The 23519-nt window shown below is 48.5% G+C and carries 22 protein-coding genes and 1 tRNA gene; 17 read left to right on the top strand and 6 right to left on the bottom strand.

Going from position 1 to position 23519, the window contains the following annotated elements; translation table 11 throughout:
- Nucleotides 1–42: 42 nt before the first annotated feature.
- Nucleotides 43–942: a LysR substrate-binding domain-containing protein gene (locus tag ACMXYO_RS15080; protein WP_415885943.1), complete on the bottom strand. Its 900-nt coding sequence runs from the start codon at nt 940–942 to the stop codon at nt 43–45.
- Between the two features lie 156 nt (nt 943–1098).
- On the opposite strand from ACMXYO_RS15080, the gene ACMXYO_RS15075 reads away from it, so the two are divergent.
- The 10 genes from ACMXYO_RS15075 (at nt 1099) to ACMXYO_RS15030 (ending at nt 10082) form a co-directional block, all read left to right on the top strand.
- Nucleotides 1099–1641, top strand: a complete 543-nt coding sequence (locus tag ACMXYO_RS15075) for a carboxymuconolactone decarboxylase family protein (protein ID WP_415885941.1) — start codon at nt 1099–1101, stop codon at nt 1639–1641.
- 72 nt (nt 1642–1713) lie between these two features.
- On the top strand, nt 1714–3294 hold the full coding sequence (locus ACMXYO_RS15070) for a pyridoxamine 5'-phosphate oxidase family protein (protein WP_415885940.1): 1581 nt from the start codon (nt 1714–1716) through the stop codon (nt 3292–3294).
- Nucleotides 3295–3311: 17 nt separating this feature from the next.
- Nucleotides 3312–3974 (top strand): cupin domain-containing protein, encoded by a 663-nt coding sequence (locus tag ACMXYO_RS15065; protein ID WP_415885938.1) that lies wholly within the window; start codon nt 3312–3314, stop codon nt 3972–3974.
- A gap of 275 nt (nt 3975–4249) precedes the next feature.
- Complete coding sequence (locus ACMXYO_RS15060; protein WP_415885937.1) at nt 4250–4396, top strand: hypothetical protein; 147 nt, start codon at nt 4250–4252, stop codon at nt 4394–4396.
- Between the two features lie 12 nt (nt 4397–4408).
- Nucleotides 4409–4675 (top strand): hypothetical protein, encoded by a 267-nt coding sequence (locus ACMXYO_RS15055; protein ID WP_415885935.1) that lies wholly within the window; start codon nt 4409–4411, stop codon nt 4673–4675.
- Nucleotides 4676–5195: 520 nt separating this feature from the next.
- On the top strand, nt 5196–7085 hold the full coding sequence (gene nhaD, locus ACMXYO_RS15050) for a sodium:proton antiporter NhaD (RefSeq protein WP_415885934.1): 1890 nt from the start codon (nt 5196–5198) through the stop codon (nt 7083–7085).
- Nucleotides 7086–7306: 221 nt separating this feature from the next.
- On the top strand, nt 7307–8215 hold the full coding sequence (locus ACMXYO_RS15045; protein ID WP_415885933.1) for a DMT family transporter: 909 nt from the start codon (nt 7307–7309) through the stop codon (nt 8213–8215).
- 196 nt (nt 8216–8411) lie between these two features.
- Nucleotides 8412–8825 (top strand): hypothetical protein, encoded by a 414-nt coding sequence (locus ACMXYO_RS15040; protein WP_415885932.1) that lies wholly within the window; start codon nt 8412–8414, stop codon nt 8823–8825.
- A gap of 243 nt (nt 8826–9068) precedes the next feature.
- Complete coding sequence (locus ACMXYO_RS15035) at nt 9069–9242, top strand: hypothetical protein (RefSeq protein ID WP_415885931.1); 174 nt, start codon at nt 9069–9071, stop codon at nt 9240–9242.
- Between the two features lie 27 nt (nt 9243–9269).
- Complete coding sequence (locus tag ACMXYO_RS15030; protein ID WP_415885930.1) at nt 9270–10082, top strand: transposase; 813 nt, start codon at nt 9270–9272, stop codon at nt 10080–10082.
- Nucleotides 10083–10467: 385 nt separating this feature from the next.
- Here the strand turns inward: ACMXYO_RS15030 and ACMXYO_RS15025 are convergent, their stop codons facing one another.
- On the bottom strand, nt 10468–11277 hold the full coding sequence (locus ACMXYO_RS15025) for a c-type cytochrome (RefSeq protein ID WP_415885928.1): 810 nt from the start codon (nt 11275–11277) through the stop codon (nt 10468–10470).
- 343 nt (nt 11278–11620) lie between these two features.
- Between ACMXYO_RS15025 and ACMXYO_RS15020 the strand changes: the two genes are divergently transcribed.
- Nucleotides 11621–12091, top strand: a complete 471-nt coding sequence (locus ACMXYO_RS15020; RefSeq protein WP_415885927.1) for a hypothetical protein — start codon at nt 11621–11623, stop codon at nt 12089–12091.
- A gap of 285 nt (nt 12092–12376) precedes the next feature.
- Here ACMXYO_RS15020 and ACMXYO_RS15015 read toward each other — a convergent pair whose 3' ends face one another.
- Together ACMXYO_RS15015 and ACMXYO_RS15010 are read right to left on the bottom strand one after the other, a co-directional pair.
- Nucleotides 12377–12601, bottom strand: a complete 225-nt coding sequence (locus tag ACMXYO_RS15015) for a hypothetical protein (RefSeq protein ID WP_415882525.1) — start codon at nt 12599–12601, stop codon at nt 12377–12379.
- A gap of 222 nt (nt 12602–12823) precedes the next feature.
- Entirely contained in the window at nt 12824–13033 is a 210-nt protein-coding gene (locus ACMXYO_RS15010; RefSeq protein WP_415882524.1) for a cold-shock protein, read from the bottom strand.
- 366 nt (nt 13034–13399) lie between these two features.
- Between ACMXYO_RS15010 and ACMXYO_RS15005 the strand changes: the two genes are divergently transcribed.
- Entirely contained in the window at nt 13400–14305 is a 906-nt protein-coding gene (locus ACMXYO_RS15005; protein ID WP_415885925.1) for a diguanylate cyclase domain-containing protein, read from the top strand.
- A 523-nt stretch (nt 14306–14828) separates the two neighbouring features.
- Here the strand turns inward: ACMXYO_RS15005 and ACMXYO_RS15000 are convergent.
- Nucleotides 14829–14932 (bottom strand) — tRNA-OTHER (locus ACMXYO_RS15000).
- A 501-nt stretch (nt 14933–15433) separates the two neighbouring features.
- On the opposite strand from ACMXYO_RS15000, the gene ACMXYO_RS14995 reads away from it, so the two are divergent.
- Complete coding sequence (locus ACMXYO_RS14995; RefSeq protein ID WP_415885924.1) at nt 15434–15616, top strand: hypothetical protein; 183 nt, start codon at nt 15434–15436, stop codon at nt 15614–15616.
- A gap of 150 nt (nt 15617–15766) precedes the next feature.
- Here the strand turns inward: ACMXYO_RS14995 and ACMXYO_RS14990 are convergent, their stop codons facing one another.
- Complete coding sequence (locus tag ACMXYO_RS14990) at nt 15767–16480, bottom strand: Crp/Fnr family transcriptional regulator (RefSeq protein WP_415885922.1); 714 nt, start codon at nt 16478–16480, stop codon at nt 15767–15769.
- Between the two features lie 303 nt (nt 16481–16783).
- On the opposite strand from ACMXYO_RS14990, the gene hflK reads away from it, so the two are divergent.
- From hflK to ptsP, 4 genes are all read left to right on the top strand, one after another.
- Nucleotides 16784–17845: an FtsH protease activity modulator HflK gene (hflK, locus tag ACMXYO_RS14985; RefSeq protein WP_415885920.1), complete on the top strand. Its 1062-nt coding sequence runs from the start codon at nt 16784–16786 to the stop codon at nt 17843–17845.
- Nucleotides 17842–18846, top strand: coding sequence for a protease modulator HflC (gene hflC / locus ACMXYO_RS14980; RefSeq protein WP_415885919.1), 1005 nt, complete (start codon nt 17842–17844; stop codon nt 18844–18846). Before hflK ends, hflC begins: the two co-directional genes overlap by 4 nt.
- 70 nt (nt 18847–18916) lie before the next feature.
- Nucleotides 18917–21664 (top strand): aconitate hydratase AcnA, encoded by a 2748-nt coding sequence (gene acnA / locus ACMXYO_RS14975; RefSeq protein WP_415885918.1) that lies wholly within the window; start codon nt 18917–18919, stop codon nt 21662–21664.
- A 117-nt stretch (nt 21665–21781) separates the two neighbouring features.
- Complete coding sequence (ptsP, locus tag ACMXYO_RS14970; RefSeq protein WP_415888112.1) at nt 21782–23371, top strand: phosphoenolpyruvate--protein phosphotransferase; 1590 nt, start codon at nt 21782–21784, stop codon at nt 23369–23371.
- Nucleotides 23372–23519 lie beyond the last annotated feature (148 nt).

Genomic DNA, 23519 nt, shown 5'->3' with positions numbered 1-23519 from the left:
CAAAAGCTTGTAAATACTCTGTCGATGAAGGTTTGCGTTAACCTAATTTATGGTTTTATTCTTATTTAAGTTTTTTGCAAGAATATCGATAAAGCTTCTGATCTTGCTACTGGCATGGCGGCCCTCTCTATGAACTATGTGCACAGGCATTGCTGGTGGTTCATAGTTCTCCAGAACAGTTTTAAGTTCGCCATGGTTTAGTTCATCTTCAACTTGGTACGACAAAGTATGGATAATGCCTAAATGCAGCTTTGCTGCATTGATCGCTGATTGATTGGTGGAAACCGTTAATCGTGGCTTTAAGCGTAAATTCTGCTGCTTTCCTTCGAAATCAAATTTCCAATCTTGCACCATACTACTGCTATTGGTCATGATAATTGAATGTTGCTTCAGGTCTTCTGGGAATTGAGGAATACCTGATTTTTCTAGATATTGTGACGAAGCAAGCCAGTGCATATGCACCGTGCCAACCCGTTTTGCATACATGTTTGAGTCAGGAAGATGACCAATACGTATACCGACATCAAACCCTTCTTCCATCAAGTTAACCACGCGGTCTAGAAATACGGCATCTACCTCTGTTTCCGGGTAATTATTCAGGTATTCAGCAATGCTAGGCATTACATATTTTTGTCCAAAAAGAACGGGAGCTGTAACCGATAAGTGGCCTTTGGGTTCGCTATTGATGCCTATGGCAGACTCATTTGCTCTTTCTAGCTCTTGAAGAATTCTCTGTGCATCTTGGAGATAGCGCTGGCCCGCGTCAGTGGTTCGTACATGTCGAGTGGTTCTGGTTAGCAATTTAATGCCGAGTTTTTCTTCCAGAGCAGAGACAGCACGGGTTACCGCTGGAGGGGAGATATTCAATCGACGACTAGCGGCAGCGAACCCTTGTTCCTCTGCAACAGCAACAAACACATTCATCAAATGAAATTGATCCACTGTTCTTATGCCCTCCGAGTTATATTATTCCATTTTACGTAATAGTTATTTGCTTTTTGTGAGTATTCTTTAATTTATCGTTGCTTGTCAAACTAGTCCTGCAACTTAACCAAGCGGCCAAATACAGAGGCCGGTCATTAGTTTGAGGAATTAGATATGAGCCGCATTAACTTAGTAACAAACGAACAAGCAAATGAAGAGCAACAAGCACTGTATGGCGCGATTGAAGGGCAACTTGGGATGGTGCCAAACTTTCTTAAAGTATTTGCCAATTCTCCAGCAGCACTACGTGCATTCTTAGGCTTACATGGGATTGCAAATGAAGGAAGCCTAGATCTTCGTACTCGTGAACGTATTGCCCTAGGGCTTGCCGAACAGAATGCCTGTGAATATTGCGTATCAGCACATACTGCAATAGGTCGTAAAGCTGGCCTGTCTAGTTCCGAAATTGAGGCAAACCGTTCTGGTAGTAGTCAGGATGCTAAAGCTGCTGTGGCTGTAAAGTTTGCACGCTCCTTAGCTGAGAATAATGGTGCTGTTACTACAGCCGAACTACTCGAAGTACGAAATGCCGGCTACAACGATGCAGAAATTGTCGAAATTATTACCCATGTTGGAATGAATGTTTTAACCAATATTTTGGGTAAGGCTAGTCGCGTAGAAATAGATTTCCCCAAAGTAGAACTGCAGCAAGCTTGATAAGTAGTCTGCCTTAGCGGGCCTTAAAGGCCCGTTTTTTTCTGCTAAATCCTAAAACAAGGGTATTTGACGATGGCACATAAATACGCACAAATCGCATTCACCGAGACTGTTCGCCAAGTTCAATCAGAGCAGAATAGTCGTGCTGGTTACGCTCGTATGGATGAGGGTGAAGATTACAATTATCTGCTGTCGGAATACGAAGCCGAGTTTATTGCTGAGCGTGATAGTTTTTACATGGCCAGTGTCGGTGAAACCGGTTGGCCCTATGTGCAGCATCGAGGTGGCCCTAAAGGCTTTATGCAGGTTTTAGATGCATCAACGCTGGGCTTCGCTGATTTTAGTGGCAATCGTCAATACGTCAGTACTGGTAATTTTCGTACCAACAATCGGGTATCTATCTTCTTTATGGATTATCCCAATAAGCGTCGTTTAAAGCTTATGGGAAGAGTCGAGCTGGTAAAGGATGATGATTGGGAAACACAGGCCAAACTTGAGGTCGCGGGGTATAGAGCCGAGATTGAGCGTGCCTTTATCATCAAAATAGAAGCATTCGACTGGAATTGCCCACAACATATCACTCCGCGCTTTACTGAAAGTGAAATGGAGCAGCTTATCGCACCTGTAATCGATGAGAACGTTCGCCTTAAGGCTCAGTCCGATCTGGTGGCCTCCGCATATCCGCAATCGTTAGGTGATGGCCCTATAACGTTAACGATTTCAGGTATAAGGCAGCTAACCCCAAGAGTACGTGCTTATGAATTACGTCATCCGCAAGGGCTAGATCTTCCTCAATTTGAAGCTGGTGCGCATTTACAAATACCTATACAGCTAGAGGATGGCAGTTTAACCACGCGCCATTACTCGATCTGTTCTAACCCAGCACGACGAGATATATACGAAATTGCTGTGTTGCATGAAGAACAGGGACAAGGTGGGTCCGTTGCAGTACATCAATACTTCAATCTGGGTATGACGTTGAAGTGCCAGCCACCGCAAAATTATTTCAAGCTTCATGAAGATACACGCCCAACAATCCTCATAGCAGGGGGAATTGGCATTACTCCCATTAAGGCCATGGCGCAAAAGCTCCGCGATCAAGGCAGGAAATTTGAACTTCACTATGCTGGTCGTAGTCAACTTGAGATGGCGTTCTTTGATCGTTTACAGAGGGAGTTTGTTGGTAATGGTTTTTTCTATCGGGGAGAGGCGAACGAGCGTATAGATCTACATCAGATTTTATCTACCAAAGCACCTGATGCAGTGGTTTACGCGTGCGGTCCTCAGAAGTTACTCACAGGCTTGAAGCAGCAGGCTCAGTTATTAGAGGTTGATCCACAACAGATCCAACTTGAACAGTTTGGTGCAAGCAAGCAGGCGCACGATAGCTCTATATCACTGGAACTCGCGCGAAGCGGAAAAGTCGTGGAAGTATTGGCAGAGCAAACTTTGCTAGACGCTATTATTGAAAGTGGAATTGAGATTCCCAATAGCTGTAAAAGTGGCGTGTGTAAAAACTGCGCGGTTACTGTGCTTGATGGGGAGCCTGATCATAGAGATCAATGCCTAACCCAGAACGAACAGCAAGTTCAAAAACAGATTTGTCCCTGTGTATCACGTAGCTTCAGTTATTCACTAGTGCTGGATATATAAAAAGAGTGGTAAGTCAGATGGTTACACGAATAAATGCAGATTTTGAACAACGCGTAGTTATTCTTCCTGAAGATTATCATTGGGTTGATTCGCTCATGGCGGGTGTCGAGCGCGTGATGCTAGACCGAATTGGTGATGAATCTGCACGGGCGACCTCGATCGTCCGCTATGCACCTTTTAGTGAATTCTCTCCGCATGTTCATAGCGGAGGGGAGGAGTTCTTTGTGCTTGAAGGTGTGTTTTCTGACGAACACCAAGATTATCCACAAGGGAGTTACGTCCGTAACCCTATTGGTACCTCGCATACCCCGAAGATCGGCAAAGAGGGTGCAACCATCTTTGTAAAGTTGCAGCAGTTTAACGAAGCCGACAAAGAACAAAAGGCGATCGATACTCATAAGCAGCTTTGGCTCCAAGGGCTGGTTGATGGCTTAACTGTTATGCCTTTGCATGAATTTGAGGGCGAACACGTCGCTTTGGTTAGGTGGGCGCCGAATACGCAGTTTAATCCCCACCGTCATTTTGGCGGTGAAGAGATACTGGTACTTGAAGGCACTTTCTATGATGAACATGGTATCTATCCGAAAGGCTCGTGGCTGCGTAGTCCTCATTTGAGTGAGCATCACCCCTATACCAAGGACGATGGTGCATTAATCTATGTGAAAACGGGGCATCTTTAGTAACGCTGCTAACTAGTCTTTCTATCGAATAAAAATAATCCACCAAAAAAAGCAAAACGCTATTGCGAATTATTATCATTATTGATAATCTAGATCCGCTCATAAGTGATAGGCAATGGACGACCTCACCATTAACATTGCTGAACAGTTCTACCTGCTCGCTCTCAGGTAGGTAGAACTTCTCCCACCTCAAGTACCAAGAAAATCAACAGATACTGTTGCAGTCACAAAGAGCATAAACCGCTAAGTTTTTTCTTATTGGAGGAGAGGAAGTTATGCACTCAATCAAAGATAGCGATTCGTACAAAACTTTTCTGCATCTCGCGGAGAAGCTATCCAGTAGTAGCTCATCCAATAGTGATTGGTTGGCGAAGCAGCACAAAGATATCTACGACTTTTTAAAACACGCTGAAGAAAGATAGAAGGAGAGACTTATGGGTTCTGTTATTAATCCCTCAATTTTTAAAGCGGTATACGACAAGATTGTGACTGAAGGTCAGCAGTCCAGTAGTGGCTTCTTTCTTCGTGGTGTCTATGCTGCAGGCCATGGCAAAAAGCATTTAGAGCTGAAGGATTGTTTTTCACGTATCCGCGCCGTGAATGGCGAAGTGGTCGCGACCGAGTTTTCGAACAATACTCAGCGTGTCAGATTTCTGAATAAAGTTCGCAAGCTCTATTGTGGCGAACAACTCTCGCAATAGTCTCTTTCTTCCGATTAAAAAGATCGATAAAACAGATCTCCTCCTTGTGATCCCTATCCAAAAGGCTTAGGTCAGCAACGCCTATATACCTTGAATTTGTGTCCCTTTTTGGCGCTACGCTATGTAAAAACGCGCATTCGTGAGTAAGTTTCCTACAGCTATCTCAGACCCCTTGTCTTTTTACCGGACTCCTTTACTCAAAAGATGGTGCTTTATTGCTCTAAAGACCAGTATTTACTTTTGTCTTAAAGCGTTACCCTAGCCCCGCTCAAAAATGTGTGCATTGCAGCATTTTCAGCATAGGCATGAATACACGCCATGCTAGTAGCTGGTCGGACTTAACGTTGGTCTACTCGAATTTGGTCATTTTTTGACGCTCTTTCTCGTGACGATGGGTCAAGCCCTGCAAGTTGCTAGGCAGAAATTGCATAAGAATTGTCAATTCTTATGCAATTTCGGCGGGTATTTTGAAACCCGTAACCTGATCCAGACACAACAATTTTAAAATCGGATTCTGACCATGAACCTGTCGATGTTTTTTCCACAGATCAACAGCGCAAGCTTACGCTTTGTGTTGGCTGTTGTTGGTCTCTTACTGCTCCCTCTTACTGCTTTTGCGGAAACCGGCGGAGCGACCGCTAACGTTCCGGAACTGAGCGCCTCTTTCTATGGCTATCTAAGTATCGCCATCTTTATTTTGGCCTACTCACTGGTTCCGCTGGAAAACAATATTCATCTGCTTAAAAGTAAGCCGGTTCTGGTGGCTGCGGGTCTGATCTGGATTCTAGTAGCGCTAGCATTTAAGGAAATTGGTGCCACAGAACAGGCGCATCATGCGATTAAACATGCGATTATCGAATACGCAGAGCTATTCCTATTCCTGCTAGTAGCGATGACCTACATTAACGCGCTTGAAGATCGTAATGTATTCCAAGCGCTGCGTGCTTATCTGGTATCCCGTGGTTACTCTCTACGTAAGGTTTTCTGGGTTACCGGCGCACTAGCATTTGTTATCTCTCCGATTGCGGATAACTTAACGACTGCACTTCTGATGGGTGCGGTTGTAATGGCTGTAGGTGGTTCGAATATCCGTTTTGTATCGATTGCATGTATCAACGTAGTCGTTGCGGCAAACGCTGGTGGTGCATTCTCCCCATTCGGCGATATCACAACACTGATGGTTTGGCAGAAGGGTAAAGTAGAGTTCCTAGAGTTCCTACCGCTGTTTATCCCATCGCTAGTTAACTGGTTTGTGCCTGCCATTATCATGAACTTCGCTATTCCTAATGAGATCCCAGAAGCGTCTCAGGAAAAGTCCTTCATGAAACGTGGTGCTAAAGTGATGATGGTGCTATTCCTAGCGACTATCGTAACTGCAGTAAGCTTCCACAGCTTCCTACACCTTCCACCTGCGGCTGGCATGATGTTTGGTCTAGGTTACCTAGGTCTGTACTCGTTCTACCTGAAGAGGGTTGAAGGTCGCACGGTAATGGCTGACTCAATCTTTGGTGGTCGTAGTGATGCACATCAGAACCCATTGAGCGTTCTACAGGCATACGGTAAGGATATTGGCGAGCATCTAAATGATCAGCCATATCCAGCGTTTATGATCGATAAAGAGAAAAACGTTACTCATTGGAATACTGCACTAGAAGAGCTAACGGGTATCAAAGCTGAAGAGATGATCGGCACGAAAAACCACTGGAAAGGCTTCTATAAAGAGCAGCGTCCAACCTTGGCTGATGCTGTCCTAGAAGACGAATCAGGTGCAGGCGTACGTCAGCACTATCAAAACAAGTATCGTGACAACCCAATGGGCGGTAAGTCTTACGATGCCGCTAACTACTTCGACAATATCGGTAACTCAGGCGCATACCTAATGTTCAGTGCTGCCCCTGTTGTTGATGAAAACGGTGAAACAGTGGGTGCTGTAGAGCTGTTTGAAGATATGACTGAGAAGCGTGAAGAAGTTAAAGAGTTCGACGTGATGGAACGTGTATCGCGTGCCGAGTGGGATACTTTGCTGTTCTTCTACGGCGTAATCTTGTGTGTAGCTGGCTTGAGCCAGTTCGGTTACATGGCGATCGTTTCTGAACTAATGTACAACGACCTTGGCCCAACATGGGCGAACGGTCTGGTAGGTGTGCTATCGGCGATTGTAGATAACATTCCGGTGATGTTCGCGGTATTAACCATGGACCCAGCGATGTCGCTAGGCCAGTGGCAGCTTGTAACCCTAACAGCGGGTGTGGGCGGCAGTATGTTGGCGATCGGTTCTGCTGCAGGTGTAGCACTACTAGGTACTGCGCGTGGCGTTTATACCTTCGCATCTCACCTTAAATGGACGCCTGCAATTGCCCTAGGTTATGTGGCAAGTATCGGCGTACACCTACTGATTAACGGTGTTTAATATATTTCAGTAACTAGCAGCGAGAACGCTTCGCTGCTAGTGGCTAGAAAAAGAAAGGCCTGCTCATTGAGTGGGCCTTTTTTGTTTGTGGAGTTAGAGGGACCAAATAAGAACAGATCTGTGACTATGCATATTCTATTGGCTGTGCCTTGGGGATTAAGAGGAGATAGGTAGGATGGTAAGTCGTTAAATCAACCTACCTTTTGGAAAACAGAGATCTCGTGGCGCAATCAACAGGTACAAGCAGTAAAGATAATTTAATTGGCAGCCTGTGGATGATCGCAGCTATGGCTGCGTTTGCCATTGAGGATGCGTTGGTTAAGGATGCCGCGCAAACTCTACCGGTTGGGCTGGTGTTAGCTCTGTTTGGTCTGGGCGGTATGTTGCTGTTTGCCGCCATGCTTAAATTCAACCGCGAGCCACTGTTTATCAAAGACGTGCTGTCTTTACCTATGCGTATTCGTATCGTCTTTGAGGTGATAGGACGGCTGTTTTACGTACTCGCGATTGCCTTTATTCCTCTCTCGACAGCCACTGTGATACTGCAAGCCACTCCGCTTTTAGTAGTGATGGGCGCAGTCCTTTTTTTAGGTGAGCGCGTCAGTCCGGCTAGGTGGTTAGCCATATTTATTGGGCTATTGGGCGTTATCTTAATCGTACAGCCGGGCGCTGATGATTTTTCTCAGCTCTCTTTGTTGGCTGTAATAGGGATGATCGGTTTTGCTGGTAGAGACCTCGCAAGTCGCATGGCACCACCGACTATAGGCACAGCACGGCTAGGCTTTTATGGCTTTCTCTCAGTCCTGATCTCTGGGCTTCTCTATTCTAGCTGGGCAGGCGAGGTTTATCGTTTGCCATCTCAGCCCGAGCTATTGTCGATTGTGATCGCTACGCTAGCCGGTGTGATCGCCTATTCCTGTTTAATGAAAGCGATGCGCACTGGCGAAGTCTCAGCGGTAACGCCGTTTAGATATACTCGTTTACTGTTTGGCTGCTCCTTGGGGCTGCTGTTCTTTGGTGAAGAGTTCACCACGTCCATGTTAATTGGTTCGGCGTTGATTGTGTCTTCGGGGCTGTTTATTGGGTGGCGGGGGAAGAAGGTTGTTAAGGAGATAGAGGTTAGTGGCTAGAACGCTTCGCTGCTAGTGGTTAGAAAAAGAAAAGACCTCTGCTCTCTTTAATTTTGTTGCACAATGCAAAACCTGCCCCTTTGGTTTTTCTTCTTGAGTTCCACTTTTTTGTCTTTATATAAGAATTAAGATTGATTTGTCAGGCTATTTGGTTGTGATATACAGAATTACTTCTCTGATTAGAAAAGGAATTCAGATGTTTAATGAAGTTAAGAATATCACTGCTAGGCAGGCTTTTATTGGCATACTTGTTTTTACAGGAGCTATTGCGCCTGGTGTATTGTCGATTTTTTATTTTGATCCTGAGCTTTTTAAGAGTTTGGATGCGTTTAAGCTTGTGATCTTGTCGATGGGTATTTCATTACCAGTGGTGTGGTTAAACCTATTTGTAGCATCCATTCATGTTCACTCTGTGAATTTGAAAGATCGGTTGAACGGAGAGCCGTCCCAAATTTATAGCTCCAAGGAAGAAAAGAATAAGGATGAATTGCTATTTGAATTTATAGTAGCTCTTTGGTCTTCATCAGTCGTTTTCTATACGACATTTGCATTTATTTTCTTCAAAGGGCTTTCAATAGAATATGCTCTTTTCTATGCGGCAGGTTTTTAGTTATTTGTATATGTATTGGCTGCTTTAACACATATGTCTAATAAAAAGCTGCAAACGAAGCTTGATGGAAAGGGAGGGGGTGATCATTCAACGAGTTTTGAATTAGCTCCGTTAGATTTGCAGGTTGTTCCTAGTGAGCCTAAATAGATTAAAGGGCTTTGATAATCTCCTAGCCGCCTCCTCAATCAGGTGGTATCCGTTAAAGTGAATAAATAAACGAACCCCTGAATTAAGGAGGCTTCTATGACACTTTATTGTGGTATCGACCTACACAGCAACAATAGCGTCATTTCTATTATTAATGATAATGATCAGGTCTGCTTCGAAAAACGTTTGCCGAATGACATCGTTAGTATTCTTGAGGCATTAAATCCTTACAAACAGGATCTACACGCTTGTGTTGTTGAATCAACATAGAACTGGTATTGGCTTGTAGATCAGCTGATGCTCGAAGGCTTCACTGTTAAGCTAGCCCATACAACAGCTATCCCACAATACTCAGGTCTAAAGCACAGTAACGATCAAAGTGATGCGCGCCACTTAGCACATTTACTGCGTCTGGGGATTTTACCGGAAGGTTACATTTACCCCACGGAACAGAGAGCGCTTAGAGATCTGCTTCGGCGACGACTACTGTCTGTCAGACAACGAACACTTCATCTGCTCAGTTTACAGAGTTTGATTGCCCGACATACCGGCCAGCGTTTGTCATCCAACCAGATAAAATTGCTCGATGATCCTCAACTTGATCAGTTATTTACACCACCGTTGCGTTTGGGTGCCCAACTCACATACTTAGCTATGAAATGGCACACACAGGCCGTGAAATTAATTGAGCGCGATATCTCTAAACAATTAGGCTCATCACAAGCTTATGATCTAATAAATAGCATTCCCGGTGTTGGGAAAGTACTGGCATCAACAATCGTGCTAGAAACCGGTGATATAGAGCGTTTTCCTCGGCCGGGTAATTATGCATCCTACGCCCGCTGCGTTCGCGCTGACAAAGTGAGTAACGGAAAAATAAAAGGACATGGAAATGCTAAAAGCGGCAATAAATATCTGAGCTGGGCGTTCATGGAGGCTGCGCACTTCAGTGCTCTCTGGAGCCCTACGATCAAGCGTTTCTATCAGAAAAAGCAACGCACCCGCCATGTGATGGTCGCAAAAAAGACAATAGCGAATAAACTAGCTCGCGCCTGTTATTTTATGTTGAAACGAGGCGAGCCGTTTGATGAACAAAGAGCATTTGGCTAAGTTTAGCCGTGGCCGATGACGTTAATGGGGTTGGTTTTGAACCCTAGGCTCTGATTGTTGCAGTCACGGCACTATTAATGAGAAATTTATTAAATCGCCTCACACATAAGCCCTTAAAAGGTTGGCTCATAAAGGCCTTATATCTGATTTGAATTAGCTATGTGTGGGCACTGAAAATTTTCTGGAGCCAGAACTGGCTTGGGGCTAACACGTAGTAACCGTTAGCCTAGATCCTGATGGGTGACTGGTGCGTTTCAATGAAATAGCACCCACCGTTGAAAAGACAGGTGCGATTAATAAAATTCTCAAAGTTAACGGATGATGTTTAAAAAACATCAGGGGATCACTCGTGCCCTTGACCGGAAACGGCTAATGGGTGACCCCTTTAATTCTGTAGATAATTCAATAGATCCATCTGTTGCTGTAAGGTCAACTTTCCGATCATCGCTGGCATTGGTTCGTTCATTCGGACCTCGCCGAGGTGGTGCCTTCTCATGATATCGCCGCTGTGCATCTGTTCAGGGCCCATTTTCGAGCCAGGGTGGCCGTTACGGATTTTATGTAATACCTCCCACGGATTCCTTCGGGCCAGAGGGCCCAGATATTCAGGCTTCAGGTTTGATCCGAAGTTAAGGTCTTCTCCTTCATCTCCATGGCATCGGCTGCAGTATTCTCCGTATAGCACTTGTCCGTTGATTGCATCACCGTCGGCTTTTTTGCTATTAAGACCGATGGTGTTCGACATGTCTATCTGTCCTTCACTGATGAAGGTAGCAATTAGGTTTAGAGCATGTTTGTTCAGAAAGCGGTCATATTGATGGGTTGTATCGGTTAATAATGCGCTAATCTGAGCTGGGTCTTTTCCCTTATAAGCAGTAACTCCCTTAATGCCGGTATAGTGGCTTCCTGTCCCATACGCCCCTTCTATACCAGCATAATCCCAACCATGGCACTCTTTACAGCGCCAAGTGGTAGCTCCAGACTTTTTAGCTGTAGCTGGGTAGGCTGGATGTGTTGTTGATGGCGCGGCAAGATCTAGTTCTGCCCACCACTTGTCGTAAAGCCGCCCCCCAATTGCCGCAGGATTTTCTCGCGTGATGGATTGTTCGCTACAACAATCTGCCAAGGATGGCATGCTAAGTAAAAGCAGCACAGGTATGAGTATATAGGTTCGTAGATTAGGGCGATTAGACATTACCTTAACTCCTTAAGTTCGGTCTAGAGGAGTATAGTCTCTCTTTTGATAAAGCTGGATTATAAGTATCAAGGGAGGGAGTGTTACTAGATTTGCTGATTTGTTTAGTATCCGATTGTACTGGAACTCGTATCCGGATCGTTATGCCTTTGAAGATTAGAGGCTTAGGGTAAAAGTGCTGCTACCTGTTTTTATTGCTGTGCCCTTTTCTGGCTCGCGGCCACCTAAAAAAAAGTATGGGTGTAAGCCTATCGATTGGTAATTGCACTTCTCTAGGTCTATTTTTAGTTTGTCTCTTAAGTGGATAGAGATCAATAAGATGCTTTGTCATGAGGAAGCAGTTATGGAATTCATTACCAAAGGCGATACGATTAAATGTGTTCGTCAGATCAAAGACAAAGTTTCAGGTAAGGAAAACCACATCACAGTGGCCTCATTCAATGCTCAAGTTGACCGTCTTCCCCCCCATGTTGCTGCAGAACTCTTCACTGAGGAGGTAAAAGAGCTAGTGTTATGGCTAGAGGATCGTACTAAATTACAATCCCAATTAGCGAGACAATCCATAGATGACACCATTCTAGAATCACTCCCCTTTATACTCAGGCAAGCAACCCAAGCACTTGAAAATTTGGAACGGTTGGACTTGATGCTCTATTGTTCAATCAATGAAGGGCTGTCTGACCTATCTGAAGTGCTCGATAAAACTGAGCGTTTCACTTCTACTCACAAAGTTGGTTCGATGAAGATGCAGAATAGTGAGGAGCAAAAAGAAAGGTTGTATACAATCAAGAAGGATATCGAAGAAAACGAATGATACCCATTCTTAAATGTGTCGCTGATTATAGCTATTAGGGTAAAGTTCCTATAGCGCATTTCCTCAGTTGCTTGAAGGTTGAATGTGCTCCAGAGCGAAATTAGGTTTCATTGGTCAAGGCCTTTATCTAATAACAGACCAAATTGCTGGATATGCCAGCAATGACAGCATCAGCATAATAGTATGTATCGCAGAATTCGGCAGAAGAAATTACTGTAATGAATACAAAGTGATGGTCAGTTTTACTTGAGCTCTGGAGTATCCGGTAAAAAGTTCGGTTTTGATTCAGTTAGCCGAGATACGAACAAACGTTTCAGAGATACTTTCTTCTTCGTAATGTTTGTGAAGGTAACTCTGCATTTCAGTGGTAGAAAGTAGAGTGGTTATACGTTTCCACGTTTGTCGTTTTCGGTCAGTACATTCAAGGGAAGGTTTGTAACATGCCCATAAGTCATTTTCTTGCCTAGGGAAGCGAGATACGCACAAGGCATCATTAATATATTCTAACATGGTGAGTTATTCCTTTAACTTCAGTAGAGCCATTATTGCCCAAGCAATTAACAATTTGCTTGTCTGGCTTTCATAAATAAGCATTCTTCCGCAGTTAGTGATCTTTGGCTGCAGTACAGAATAGAGTTTATAAATTCAGAGGGAATAGGGGGTAACAGAAGTTGTGTTTATGGAAGAGCATGGCGTGTAGCCATGCTCTAAATAGAGTTAAACTATTTCGGTTTATATAGCGCGGATATTCTCTGCTTGTGGGCCTTTTTGGCCTTGTGTTACCGAGAATTCAACTTGTTGGCCTTCCTGAAGACTTTTAAAACCTTCACCAGTAATAGCGCTGAAGTGTGCAAAAACATCAGGACCAGATTGTTGCTCGATGAAGCCGAAGCCTTTTTCATCGTTGAACCATTTAACTGTGCCAGTAATTGTATTAGACATAATTTTTATCCTATTTTCGGAAATAAATGAGCCGCCTGAGTTCAGGCAGATAAATGCAGGAATGTTTACGGTGTACTTATGAAAACAGGACGAGGAATTGAGAAAACTTCGAAATGACGTGCATAAATAGGAGATAAAGCATCAAGCTGGTTAAATAATATACAGCTTCCTATTGTAGGTCAATTTTTTTTTTGGGGGTATATCCTAAAAGCTGTAGCAATGAGTCTAATGCTAGGTAAGAACAGAGGGTGGCTTTAAAGAGCCTCCTTGGTGGCAGTTGAGTAACTGTAAGGCTATCCATCAATCACTCCCTTTCAGAAAATAGGCTAGGCTAAAGACAGCCTTTGCCATGTGGAAAACGAAATAATGATTCAGACCCTGAATGACCCTTATCTCATGGAGGAAATTGTAGACACTATTCCAGATCCTTTGTTGGTTCTCGATGGTGATTTGCGGGTTGTGTATGCGAGTAAAAATTTTTATAAGTCGTTTTATGTCACTGAAGAAGAAACTGTTGATCAATACTTATATGCATTAGGCAATGGACAATGGAACATCGCAGACCTTATCGGTCTCCTGAATGAAATATTACCAAGCCAACAGTGCATAGAGGGGTACGAGATTCAGCATGAGTTTTCCCATATCGGGAAGAAAGTGATGCGTTTGAACGCCAGAAGGGTTATATCTCCCAATTATTCAACTCCCAGAATACTACTTGTAATAGAAGATATTACAGAGAAGAAGGCCTTAGAAGAACAGCTGGTAGAGATGGCAACAACAGACCAGTTAACAGGTCTTTACAATAGGTATAAGTTTAACGAGATTTTAGATGACCGTATTCGATTATCTATGCGTAGCCAGCAAACAGTGGCGTTACTGAGTATTGATTTAGATTTATTTAAGGTAGTGAATGACCGTTATGGGCATCAAGTTGGTGATGAACTTCTTAAGTCAGTGGCACACAAAATTTGTACTCACATCAGAACCACCGACACACCTGCTAGATTGGGGGGAGATGAATTTGCCATCATCGTTTTTAATCCACATAGTCTTGATGAACTAAAGGTCCTGATTCAGCGGATAATTGATCATATTTCCACCCCTGTTGTGCTTCAGGGGAAAGAGGTCGTGGTTGGGGCCTGTATTGGGGTTAGTCTTGCCCCGATACATACTACGGATAAGGAAGAATTGATTAAATTTTCTGATGGAGCGCTGTACAAGGCTAAGGAAAAAGGTACTAACCAATTTCTGATATACGACGAAGCTGTGTGATAAGTATCAGGGGAGCAGCTAATAGATCACAATAGCTTCATTCATTATGTTGCAATCATCGCTTAAAACAGACAAATCTAATTCTCCAGCAGTTCACTTCAGAAACGGTGTAGATCCTTTAAGTAATATTTGATTGCTACAACCCAAGAAGACAGCAGGATCAGTATCGCCAGCTTGTCATAATTACGCATGTACTTCTCTTCGATTACTGCCTCCAAGGCTTTAACCTACCCCTGTAACTCGAAGTTGGATATTACTACCAGCGAGGGCAACCCCAATAGAGCACACCATACCGGCTATAAGCACGCGCTGAATACGTTTAGACATGATGACAACGTACAGAATGATAGAGCGATGGATTTTATTGGATTCCTCTGCGCACAAAATCCGCACAGGATATTTTCGGGTTATGGACCGGGGGTGGAAATTAGGCACAAAAAAAGCGACTACCTTTCGGTATCGCTTTCTTCTAGGGCCCTTATAGGATGGGCTTTTTCTCTTACTCTTCAAAAAGTTGAAGAGATGGTACCAGCGGCCGGACTCGAACCGGCACGCTCTTGCGAGCAAGGGATTTTGAATCGCTTGAAGCGTCATGGATGGTAGTGACTTATCGTAGATAACGTTGGCTTTCAAAAGCTTCAGAATCGCATATTGTTGGGTTTTCTATGAGATCAATAGATATCAATGCGTACAGAATCAGCACATCAGCCCTCATTTGCTTAGCAGCACAAAACAGCAACTGGCTACGATAGGCTATATCCTAAACGTAGGTGTGATTGGATGGAATGTCTGGAGGCAACAGCATAAGTGGGTTTAAAAAAGGAGAGAACTGAGAAGTACAAACTAACATCAGTCACCGATGTTTTTTCAATTAAGATTTCGGGTTTGGGTAGTTGTTTAACCTCTGCTTGAAACTGGGTATGACCACAACGTTACTAAGGGACGAACTGAGTATGGCACACCCTCTACGAGTTCGCCGGTCATTCACCAACTTCTTCTTTGCGAAAATAGTTCTCAAAATCTACTTCTAGTGTGTGATAGCGAACCGATGCTTTTATGTATTGCTGTCATAGTAACTATCCCTGCAGCACGCAATATCGCGAGTTTCAGGATTATTCAGAGGTTTATATGAAAAAGCCACGCGAACAAAAACCAGATACCGGTGCTGCCCCTGAGGCTAACGACTCGAGGGAGTTCAGCAATAAAGGAAAACCGGCCAGAGAAGGAAGCAAGGTTACCGAAGAGCAAGCGCCTCGGCAGGAACCATCGGAACAGGCAACGCCTGACAGAGATGGACAAACAGGTAGGTAAGTAATTGATCAGCGCCGCCGATTGCTCTAGTGGTAGTGGTGGCTACTGGGTAAAATATGCCCAACGGGTAGCTTGCATATTTGTACAGGCTGCCCATCTTCCCGTGCAGTTACACTTCGTGTCCTGTCTATTGCACAGCCAAGACGTTAGTCACTTGTTCGGGTGCCAGGGCAACAATCGGTCCGTTTCTTTTTTGACTACGGCATAACACTCGCAGCAAAGTGCTTCAAGGCGGGGACGGTCGAGTACGCCAATATGTCCGCGGTGATATTCTATTACGCCGAGTTTCTGCAATCTGCCCGCAGCGGCGGTTACCCCTTCGCGCCGAACGCCAAGCATGTTGGCAATCAGTTCCTGAGTCATGATTAATTGATTACCCGGCAGGCGGTCCAGTGATAGCAGTAGCCAGCGGCATAATTGCTGGTCGATGGTATGGTGTCGATTGCATACGGCGGTTTGGGCCATCTGGGTGATCAGCGACTGCGTATAACGAAGCAGCAATAACAATAGGTCGCCGTGACGGTCAAACTCCTCCTTAAGACGCCGCGCTGAGAGTTGCAGGGCAAAGCCAGCACTTTGCACCAAGGCACGACTGGGGGTGCTTTCACCGCCCATAAACAAGCTCACTCCAATCAAACCATCATTACCCACCACTGAAATTTCGGCAGACGCGCCATTTTCCGTTACGTTAAGCAGCGAGACGATGGCGTCAGTCGGAAAGAAAACCTGATGTTGAATCTCTCCCGGCTCGTACAAGACTTTACCGAGTGGCAGCGTAACCGGTTTAAGGTAAGGAAACAGACGCTGTTGAACTTTATCGGGCAGGGCGGCCAATAAATGGTTTTGTTGTGGAGAAGGATACATTTTTCATACCTGAGAGTTGCTCAAAAGCCGTTATTCCGGAGAAATAACAGTGTATCTGTGAAGTACAGTTGCTTGTCGGTGATTTGGCAAGTCGGTTAAACACTTCTTCCTATTGGCGCTTTATGTTTGTTAGCGCACCGACTCCCCCGAGGGGGGCTTATATCCTAAGCCTGTAATGGCCTAAATCCTTTCGAGTTATCAACAGGCTTCAGCTCTCCCTTTAAGTAAAAAGACTGGGGCAATAGAGGGTATTCCTGTCGTTGTTGCTCTGCGAGTGATTTGGCGCCAACAGAGGAATATATGATGTCAAGCCAAAGCAACAATGATCAGAAAGATCCCTGGAATGGGAGTAATCAATCGGCATTTGATCTGGGGCGTCTGCTCCGTGCTGGATGGGTTCGCTGCGGTTGTCACCTACCAGGTGGTAGTCGTACTAGGATCATCGGTCTTGCGGTGTTGGTGTTTAGCGGACTTGGTTTCTGGACTGCTTACTACACTGTGCCGAGTGATTCAGTGGCAGTGGTGCAGCGCTTCGGTAAGTATCTCTACGAGGTGCCACCGGGGTTGCATTTTAAACTGCCGCTGGGGATGGATATAGCTACCATCGTACCGGTCAAGCGGCAGTTGAAGCAGGAGTTTGGCTTTACTACCCCCGGCGCCAACGATCCCTACCAAAGCCCCCGCCCCCGTGATAAGAAGCGCGAAACCCAGATGGTCACCGGCGACCTCAACGCTGCGCTGGTGGAGTGGGTGGTGCAGTACCGCATCGCCGATCCGGTTAAGTTTCTATTTGAGGTGCGCGAACCCGCTGAAACCCTGCGCTATGTCTCTGAATCGGTGATGCGCGAGGTGGTGGGCGACCGCACTGTTGACGAGGTGATTACCGTGGGGCGTCAGGAGATCGAAATCGAAGCCTTGGCCAAGATGCAGCTGCTCTCCAGCAAATACGTGATGGGGATCAGCATCGACCAGGTGCAACTGAAAAACATCAACCCGCCGCTGCCGGTGCAGGACTCGTTCAATGAGGTTAACCAGGCGCAGCAGGAAAAAGAGAAACTGATCAATGAGGCGCGGCGCGACTACAACAAGGTCATTCCCCTGGCTCAAGGTGAAAAAGATCAGCGAATTCGAGAGGCCGACGGCTACCGTCTTAAGCGGATAAACGAAGCCGAGGGTGATGCGTCGCGCTTTAGCGCGCTGCTGGCAGAGTACAGTAAGGCGCCGGAGGTGACCCGTCGACGGATCTATATTGAGACGCTGCAGGAGGTGTTGCCCAGCATTCAGACTCAGGTAATCGTCGACCAGCAGGCGGGCGGTATTTTGCCGCTGCTCAATCTGGGATACGGTAGCGGAGGTCGACCATGAACAGAATAAACTCAACCCTTACCCTGCTGCTGACCCTGGTCACCGGGTACCTGCTGTACAGCTCGATCTACACCGTCAGCGAAGTTGAGCAGGTGATCATCACCCAGTTCGGCAAGCCGGTGGGAGAGCCTATCACCGAGGCGGGGCTGAAGCTCAAGCTACCGTTTATCCAGGAGGTCAACGCCATCGATAAGCGGGTACTCGAATGGGACGGTAAACCCTCGGACATGCCGACCAAGGACAAGCTTTATATCTCTGTCGACCTGTTCGCCCGTTGGCGCATCACCGATCCGCTGCAGTACTTCTTGCGCCTGCGTGATGAGCGTAGCGCTCAATCCCGGCTGGACGATATTCTCGGCAGCGAGACACGTAATGCGGTGGCTAAGCACGAGCTGATCGAGATCATACGTACTACCAAGGATCGGGTGCCGCTGCGTGATGCGTTGTTGAGCGGAGGGGGACGCTCTCTGGATACCAGCGCCTGGGTGGCGATCCAGAAGGGGCGTAAGCAGGTGGAAGCCGAGATATTCGTGGCGGCGGCTGAAAAGGTGCGGGTGTTTGGCATCGAGCTGCTTGATATCCGCTTCAAACGGATCAATTACAACGAAAGCGTACGTCCTAAAATCTACGACCGGATGATCAGTGAACGGCGCCAGATCGCTGAACGCTTTCTATCCGAGGGTAACGGTGAGGCGGCGCGTATCCGTGGTGACCGGGTGCGGGATCTGAACAAGATCCAGTCTGAAGCCTACCGCCAAGTGGAGGAGATACGCGGCCTGGCCGATGCTAGGGCCACGGAAATCTACGCCCGTGCCTACAATCAGAGCCCTGCAGCGGTGGACTTTTACCAGTTCACCCGCAGCCTGCAAGCCTACAAAACGGTAATCGGACAAAACACCACCCTGGTGCTGTCTACTGACAGCGAACTGTTCAAGTATCTGCAGGGCATGGCACCGGTTGGCCCCAGGGTACCGGAGAAAGTGAAGGCCGCGCTGCCGTAATCGCCGGCGATCTAAGGTTGGCTATAACTAGAGTCGCCTGTACAGCCAGACCCTCATCGGAGAGTAAACAATGACTCATACTACGGATCAACCCTCCCCGTTTCAGCGCACCCTGCAGGTGGGTAGCGAAGCTTACCTCTACTATGCACTGCCCGCCGCCTACGCGGCCTACGGCCAATGCGGCGATCTGTCGCGGCTGCCTTTTGCCTTGAAAATTGTGTTGGAAAACCTGTTGCGCCACGGGCAGGATGAGCAGGGCACGCGTGCCTCAATCGAGGCACTGGGCGACTGGCTTAAAACAGGTAAGTCGATCAAGGAGATCAGCTTTATGCCGGCACGCATCCTGATGCAGGACTTTACCGGGGTACCGGCGCTGGTGGACCTGGCAGCGATGCGTGATGTCATGGCTGAGGCTGGAGGCGATCCGGGCCGGATCAGCCCGCAGATTCCAGTGGATCTGGTGATCGATCACTCAGTCACCGTGGATCGTGCCGGCGACGAGGGTGCCTTCGATGAGAACGTACGCCAGGAGATGCTACGCAATCACGAGCGTTACACTTTTCTGCGCTGGGGGCAGGCTTCATTCGATAACGTCCGCGTGGTGCCCCCGGGCACCGGGATCTGTCATCAGGTCAACTTGGAGTACCTCGGGCGGGTGGTGTGGACGCAGGCGCTGGATACTGGTGAGCAGCTGGCTTATCCCGACACTCTGGTGGGGATGGATAGTCATACCACTATGATCAATGGGCTTGGCATTCTGGGCTGGGGAGTGGGCGGAATTGAGGCGGAGGCGGCGATGCTCGGTCAACCGATCAGCCTGCAATTGCCGCGGGTGATCGGCGTCGAGCTTAGTGGTCGGCTGCCGCCGGGCAGCACCGCCACCGACTTGGTACTACGGGTAACAGAGATGCTGCGTCAGCAAGGCGTGGTCGGCTGCTTTGTCGAATTTTTTGGCAGAGGTCTGAACAGTCTGAGTCTGCCTGATCGTGCCACCATCGCTAACATGGCACCGGAATATGGCGCTACCTGCGGCCTCTTCCCCATCGATGCCGAGACCCTGCGTTATCTCATCCTGACCGGGCGCGACCCGCAGCAGGTTGCCCTGGTAGAAGCCTACGCCCGTGCCCAGGGGTTCTGGCACGATGATACGTCTCCACGTGCCACCTACAGCGTAGAGCTGACGCTGGATCTTACTGATATCAAAGCCAGCGTCGCTGGACCGCGACGCCCCCAGGATCGGGTGGCGCTGTCAGATGTGGCCGCGGCTTTTCAGCAGTTTGCCAAGGCTCAAGGAAAAGCAGAGGGTCAGGCGCAGGAACGCCCAACTGACGATCCACCTCGTACCCATGCTGTACTTGGCAAACCCTTCAGAATGCAAGAGGGGGCGGTGGTAATTGCGGCGATTACCAGCTGCACCAACACATCCAATCCCACGGTAATGATGGCTGCCGGTCTATTGGCGCGCAATGCTCGTCGGCGTGGTCTGCAGGTCGCCCCCTGGGTCAAAACCTCCCTGGCGCCGGGGTCCAAGGTGGTGACCGATTACCTACAGGCGGCCGGCCTGCAAGCGGAGCTGGATCAGCTAGGCTTCAACCTAGTGGGTTATGGTTGCACTACCTGTATCGGTAATTCCGGTCCCCTGGATCCCGCCATAGCCGGTACCATCAGCCAGCAGAAGGTCAATGTCTGTGCAGTGCTGTCTGGCAACCGTAACTTTGAGGGGCGGATTCACCCGCAGGTAACTGCCAGTTTTCTCTGCTCACCGCCGCTGGTGGTGGCTTACGCCCTGGCGGGTCGGATTGATCTGGACCTGACCCGCGATCCGCTGGGTCTGGATCCTCAGGGCCAACCGGTGTTCCTGAGCGACCTATGGCCCGACGCCGAGGAGATCGCCGCCACCGTTGCTGCTCACGTAAACCAAGTGCAGTTTCGGCAACGCTACGCGGACGTCTTCACCGGCACCCGCCACTGGCAGGAATTGGCGATCAGCGATAGCCAGCGCTACCCCTGGGACAGCATCAGCACCTACGTGCGCTATCCTAGCTATTTTGACAGCCTGCAACCGGGGCCCTCAGTTGTTGAAGATATTGTCGAGGCGCGGATCCTGGCGCTGCTCGGTGACAGTGTGACTACCGACCATATCTCGCCGGCCGGCAGTATCGCCGAGGACAGTCCTGCGGGTGCCTACCTACAAAGCCATGGTGTCGAGCCGGCAGCGTTCAATTCCTATGGCAGTCGCCGCGGCAACCACGAGGTGATGATGCGTGGTACCTTCGCCAATCCGCGGCTGCAGAATTTGATGACGCCGCAACAGCGCGGAGGTGTGACGCGGCTGGCACCCTCTCTAGAAATAGTCAGTATCTTCGCCGCTGCCCAGCATTTTCAGCAACTGGGGATCCCGCTGGTGGTGTTTGCCGGGGCGGAATACGGTACCGGCTCCTCTCGTGACTGGGCCGCGAAGGGTCCGAGCCTGCTCGGTGTGCGCGCAGTAATCGCCGAGAGCTTCGAACGGATCCATCGTTCTAATTTAATCGGCATGGGGGTTTTGCCCCTGCAACTGGAACCGCAAACCGGTCTCGCCGTGCTGCAGCTGACCGGTGACGAGTGTATCAGTATCGCAGGATTGGCGGAGATGACTCCGAGGAGTGATGTCAGCGTTCAGATTCAGCCCGAGCGCGGGAAACCTTGGGTAGTCAAGACCCGCTGCCGGATCGATACCCAGGATGAGCTGAGATTCTTCCATCACGGCGGTATTCTGCACTGCCGATTACGTGAATTAATCGCTGAGTCCATCGTCAAACCGGTGAGTGATATGTGAGGGTTTAAGGCTGTGGCCTGTAGCCTGTAGCCAAAGCGCACAATGAACCTCTATGGAATAAAATAGGTAACTTATGCAACAGATTGGTTCGTCGTTCGTCCTTCATGGCACCCCGATATCGCCGGGATTGGCGCAGGGGATATCCACGTCCATCATGATCTGCTTGGGCCGATCGATACACCGGTGGACATAGCCCACAGTCAGGTCGAACAGGAGCTGGCCCGTCTTGATTTTGCCACCGCAGGCATATCGGAGGATCTGGTGGTACTGGCGAGACGGGTGGAAAAAGAGATCGACTCGCGCCTCTCTGAGGTGTTTGGGTCGCACCGACTGATGCTCAATGACCCGTCGCTGCAGCAGGAGTTGAGGAGAGAGGTCGTCGACAACCTGCTCTGCGCCAGCAGCGCCGTAAAGGCGGTTTTCCTGCGCTGGGAAAGCCGGTTTCTGGCGTTGGAATCACAGATCGCCCGGGAAAAAGGCGACGATATGCGCGACCTATCGATACGCCTGTGCAATGCCCTCGCGGGCATTACGGCTCATCCTCTCGATGAAATCCCCCCGGGTTGCATCCTGGTCGCCTCCAGGCTGCTGCCCTCCGATACCGTTTTTCTCGCCCATCGCGCCATCGCCGGCGTGCTACTCGAACACGGCAGCAGCGGTTCCCATGCGGCCCTGTTTGTTCGCCAGCTTGGCCTGCCCTGCATATCAGGCATCCCGGATCTGGTCAGCACCGTGCCCGACGCTATTCTGGCGCTCGTGGATGCGGATGCAGGAACCGTCACGGTTCGGCCAAAGAGCACGCAGCTGATCGCTTTCCAGCGCCTCACCAAAGAAAAAGCGAAGGCCTATCGCGTAGCACGAGCAAATGCCCGCCGGCCGGCCGTCACCCGAGATGGCGTAACGGTCTCGGTGATCGCCAATGTGGGGAGCAGCAGTGATACCCAACTGGCGATCGCCAATGGTGCGGAAGGCGTGGGCCTATACCGAATGGAACAGGCTTATTTGGGCCGTACAACCCCACCCGATACCTCTGAACTGGTTGGTGAAATGACTCAGGTACTGGCGGCGGCGAAGGGCCGCTCGGTGTGTGTGCGGCTGCTGGATGTGGGTGCCGACAAGCCCTTGCCTTTTTTGGCGTTTTTTGCCGAATCCAATCCCGCACTGGGGCTAAGGGGGATTCGCTTGCTGCGTGCGTACCCGGAGCTGCTCAAAACCCAGCTGCGCGCGGTGATGGCGTTGTCCCGCGACTTCGATATGCGGATTTTGGTGCCGATGGTGTCACTGCCCGAAGATATGGCCGCCGTAAAAGAAATGCTGGAGCAGCTCTGGCCGAAGGAGGCCGCTCCCAGGATTGGCGCCATGATCGAAACCCCCGCGGCAGCGCTATCGGTGCGGGCGATCGCTGAGTACGCCGATTTTCTGAGCTTCGGCACCAATGACCTGACCCAGTACACCTTTGCAGCCGACCGGGATAACGCGGCGGTGGAACGCTATTTCAACGATGGATCAGCCGTGATCTTTCGGTTACTGCGTCTGGTTCATGATGACGTACCACAGATGCCGCTGTCCGTGTGCGGTGAGCTGGCGGGACGACCTGAACATATTGCCGAGCTACTCAGGTGCGGGATACGCACCCTCAGCGTTGCGGCTCCTCTGGTTCCGATTGTCAAAGAGGCCATCCGGCATTGCTCATGTCATCCCGATTGAAAGAGGTTACAGGGTCATCATCTCGATGACGGCGGCAGACTATAATTATAAGTATTTAACAGGGGTGTTGTTGGACCAATTAACCCGTCCGCTGATACTCATTAAGAGTGTGTGAAAAGGCCCCGTACAACAGACAGCTCTTGGCTGC

This window comes from Neptuniibacter sp. QD37_6 (assembly GCF_047778085.1).
Classification (GTDB): domain Bacteria; phylum Pseudomonadota; class Gammaproteobacteria; order Pseudomonadales; family Balneatricaceae; genus Neptuniibacter.
This window is presented reverse-complemented; position numbering and strand designations above follow the sequence as displayed.

What these genes read in the sequence shown, in the direction of transcription:
- ACMXYO_RS15075 (WP_415885941.1), top strand. Translation starts at nt 1,099, where the DNA reads ATGAGCCGCATTAACTTAGTAACAAACGAACAAGCAAATGAAGAGCAA.
- ACMXYO_RS15070 (WP_415885940.1), top strand. Translation starts at nt 1,714, where the DNA reads ATGGCACATAAATACGCACAAATCGCATTCACCGAGACTGTTCGCCAA.
- ACMXYO_RS15065 (WP_415885938.1), top strand. Translation starts at nt 3,312, where the DNA reads ATGGTTACACGAATAAATGCAGATTTTGAACAACGCGTAGTTATTCTT.
- ACMXYO_RS15060 (WP_415885937.1), top strand. Translation starts at nt 4,250, where the DNA reads ATGCACTCAATCAAAGATAGCGATTCGTACAAAACTTTTCTGCATCTC.
- ACMXYO_RS15055 (WP_415885935.1), top strand. Translation starts at nt 4,409, where the DNA reads ATGGGTTCTGTTATTAATCCCTCAATTTTTAAAGCGGTATACGACAAG.
- nhaD (WP_415885934.1), top strand. Translation starts at nt 5,196, where the DNA reads ATGAACCTGTCGATGTTTTTTCCACAGATCAACAGCGCAAGCTTACGC.
- ACMXYO_RS15040 (WP_415885932.1), top strand. Translation starts at nt 8,412, where the DNA reads ATGTTTAATGAAGTTAAGAATATCACTGCTAGGCAGGCTTTTATTGGC.
- ACMXYO_RS15035 (WP_415885931.1), top strand. Translation starts at nt 9,069, where the DNA reads ATGACACTTTATTGTGGTATCGACCTACACAGCAACAATAGCGTCATT.
- ACMXYO_RS15030 (WP_415885930.1), top strand. Translation starts at nt 9,270, where the DNA reads ATGCTCGAAGGCTTCACTGTTAAGCTAGCCCATACAACAGCTATCCCA.
- ACMXYO_RS15025 (WP_415885928.1), bottom strand. Translation starts at nt 11,277, where the DNA reads ATGTCTAATCGCCCTAATCTACGAACCTATATACTCATACCTGTGCTG.
- ACMXYO_RS15020 (WP_415885927.1), top strand. Translation starts at nt 11,621, where the DNA reads ATGGAATTCATTACCAAAGGCGATACGATTAAATGTGTTCGTCAGATC.
- ACMXYO_RS15015 (WP_415882525.1), bottom strand. Translation starts at nt 12,601, where the DNA reads ATGTTAGAATATATTAATGATGCCTTGTGCGTATCTCGCTTCCCTAGG.
- ACMXYO_RS15010 (WP_415882524.1), bottom strand. Translation starts at nt 13,033, where the DNA reads ATGTCTAATACAATTACTGGCACAGTTAAATGGTTCAACGATGAAAAA.
- ACMXYO_RS15005 (WP_415885925.1), top strand. Translation starts at nt 13,400, where the DNA reads ATGATTCAGACCCTGAATGACCCTTATCTCATGGAGGAAATTGTAGAC.
- ACMXYO_RS14995 (WP_415885924.1), top strand. Translation starts at nt 15,434, where the DNA reads ATGAAAAAGCCACGCGAACAAAAACCAGATACCGGTGCTGCCCCTGAG.
- ACMXYO_RS14990 (WP_415885922.1), bottom strand. Translation starts at nt 16,480, where the DNA reads ATGTATCCTTCTCCACAACAAAACCATTTATTGGCCGCCCTGCCCGAT.
- hflK (WP_415885920.1), top strand. Translation starts at nt 16,784, where the DNA reads ATGTCAAGCCAAAGCAACAATGATCAGAAAGATCCCTGGAATGGGAGT.
- hflC (WP_415885919.1), top strand. Translation starts at nt 17,842, where the DNA reads ATGAACAGAATAAACTCAACCCTTACCCTGCTGCTGACCCTGGTCACC.
- acnA (WP_415885918.1), top strand. Translation starts at nt 18,917, where the DNA reads ATGACTCATACTACGGATCAACCCTCCCCGTTTCAGCGCACCCTGCAG.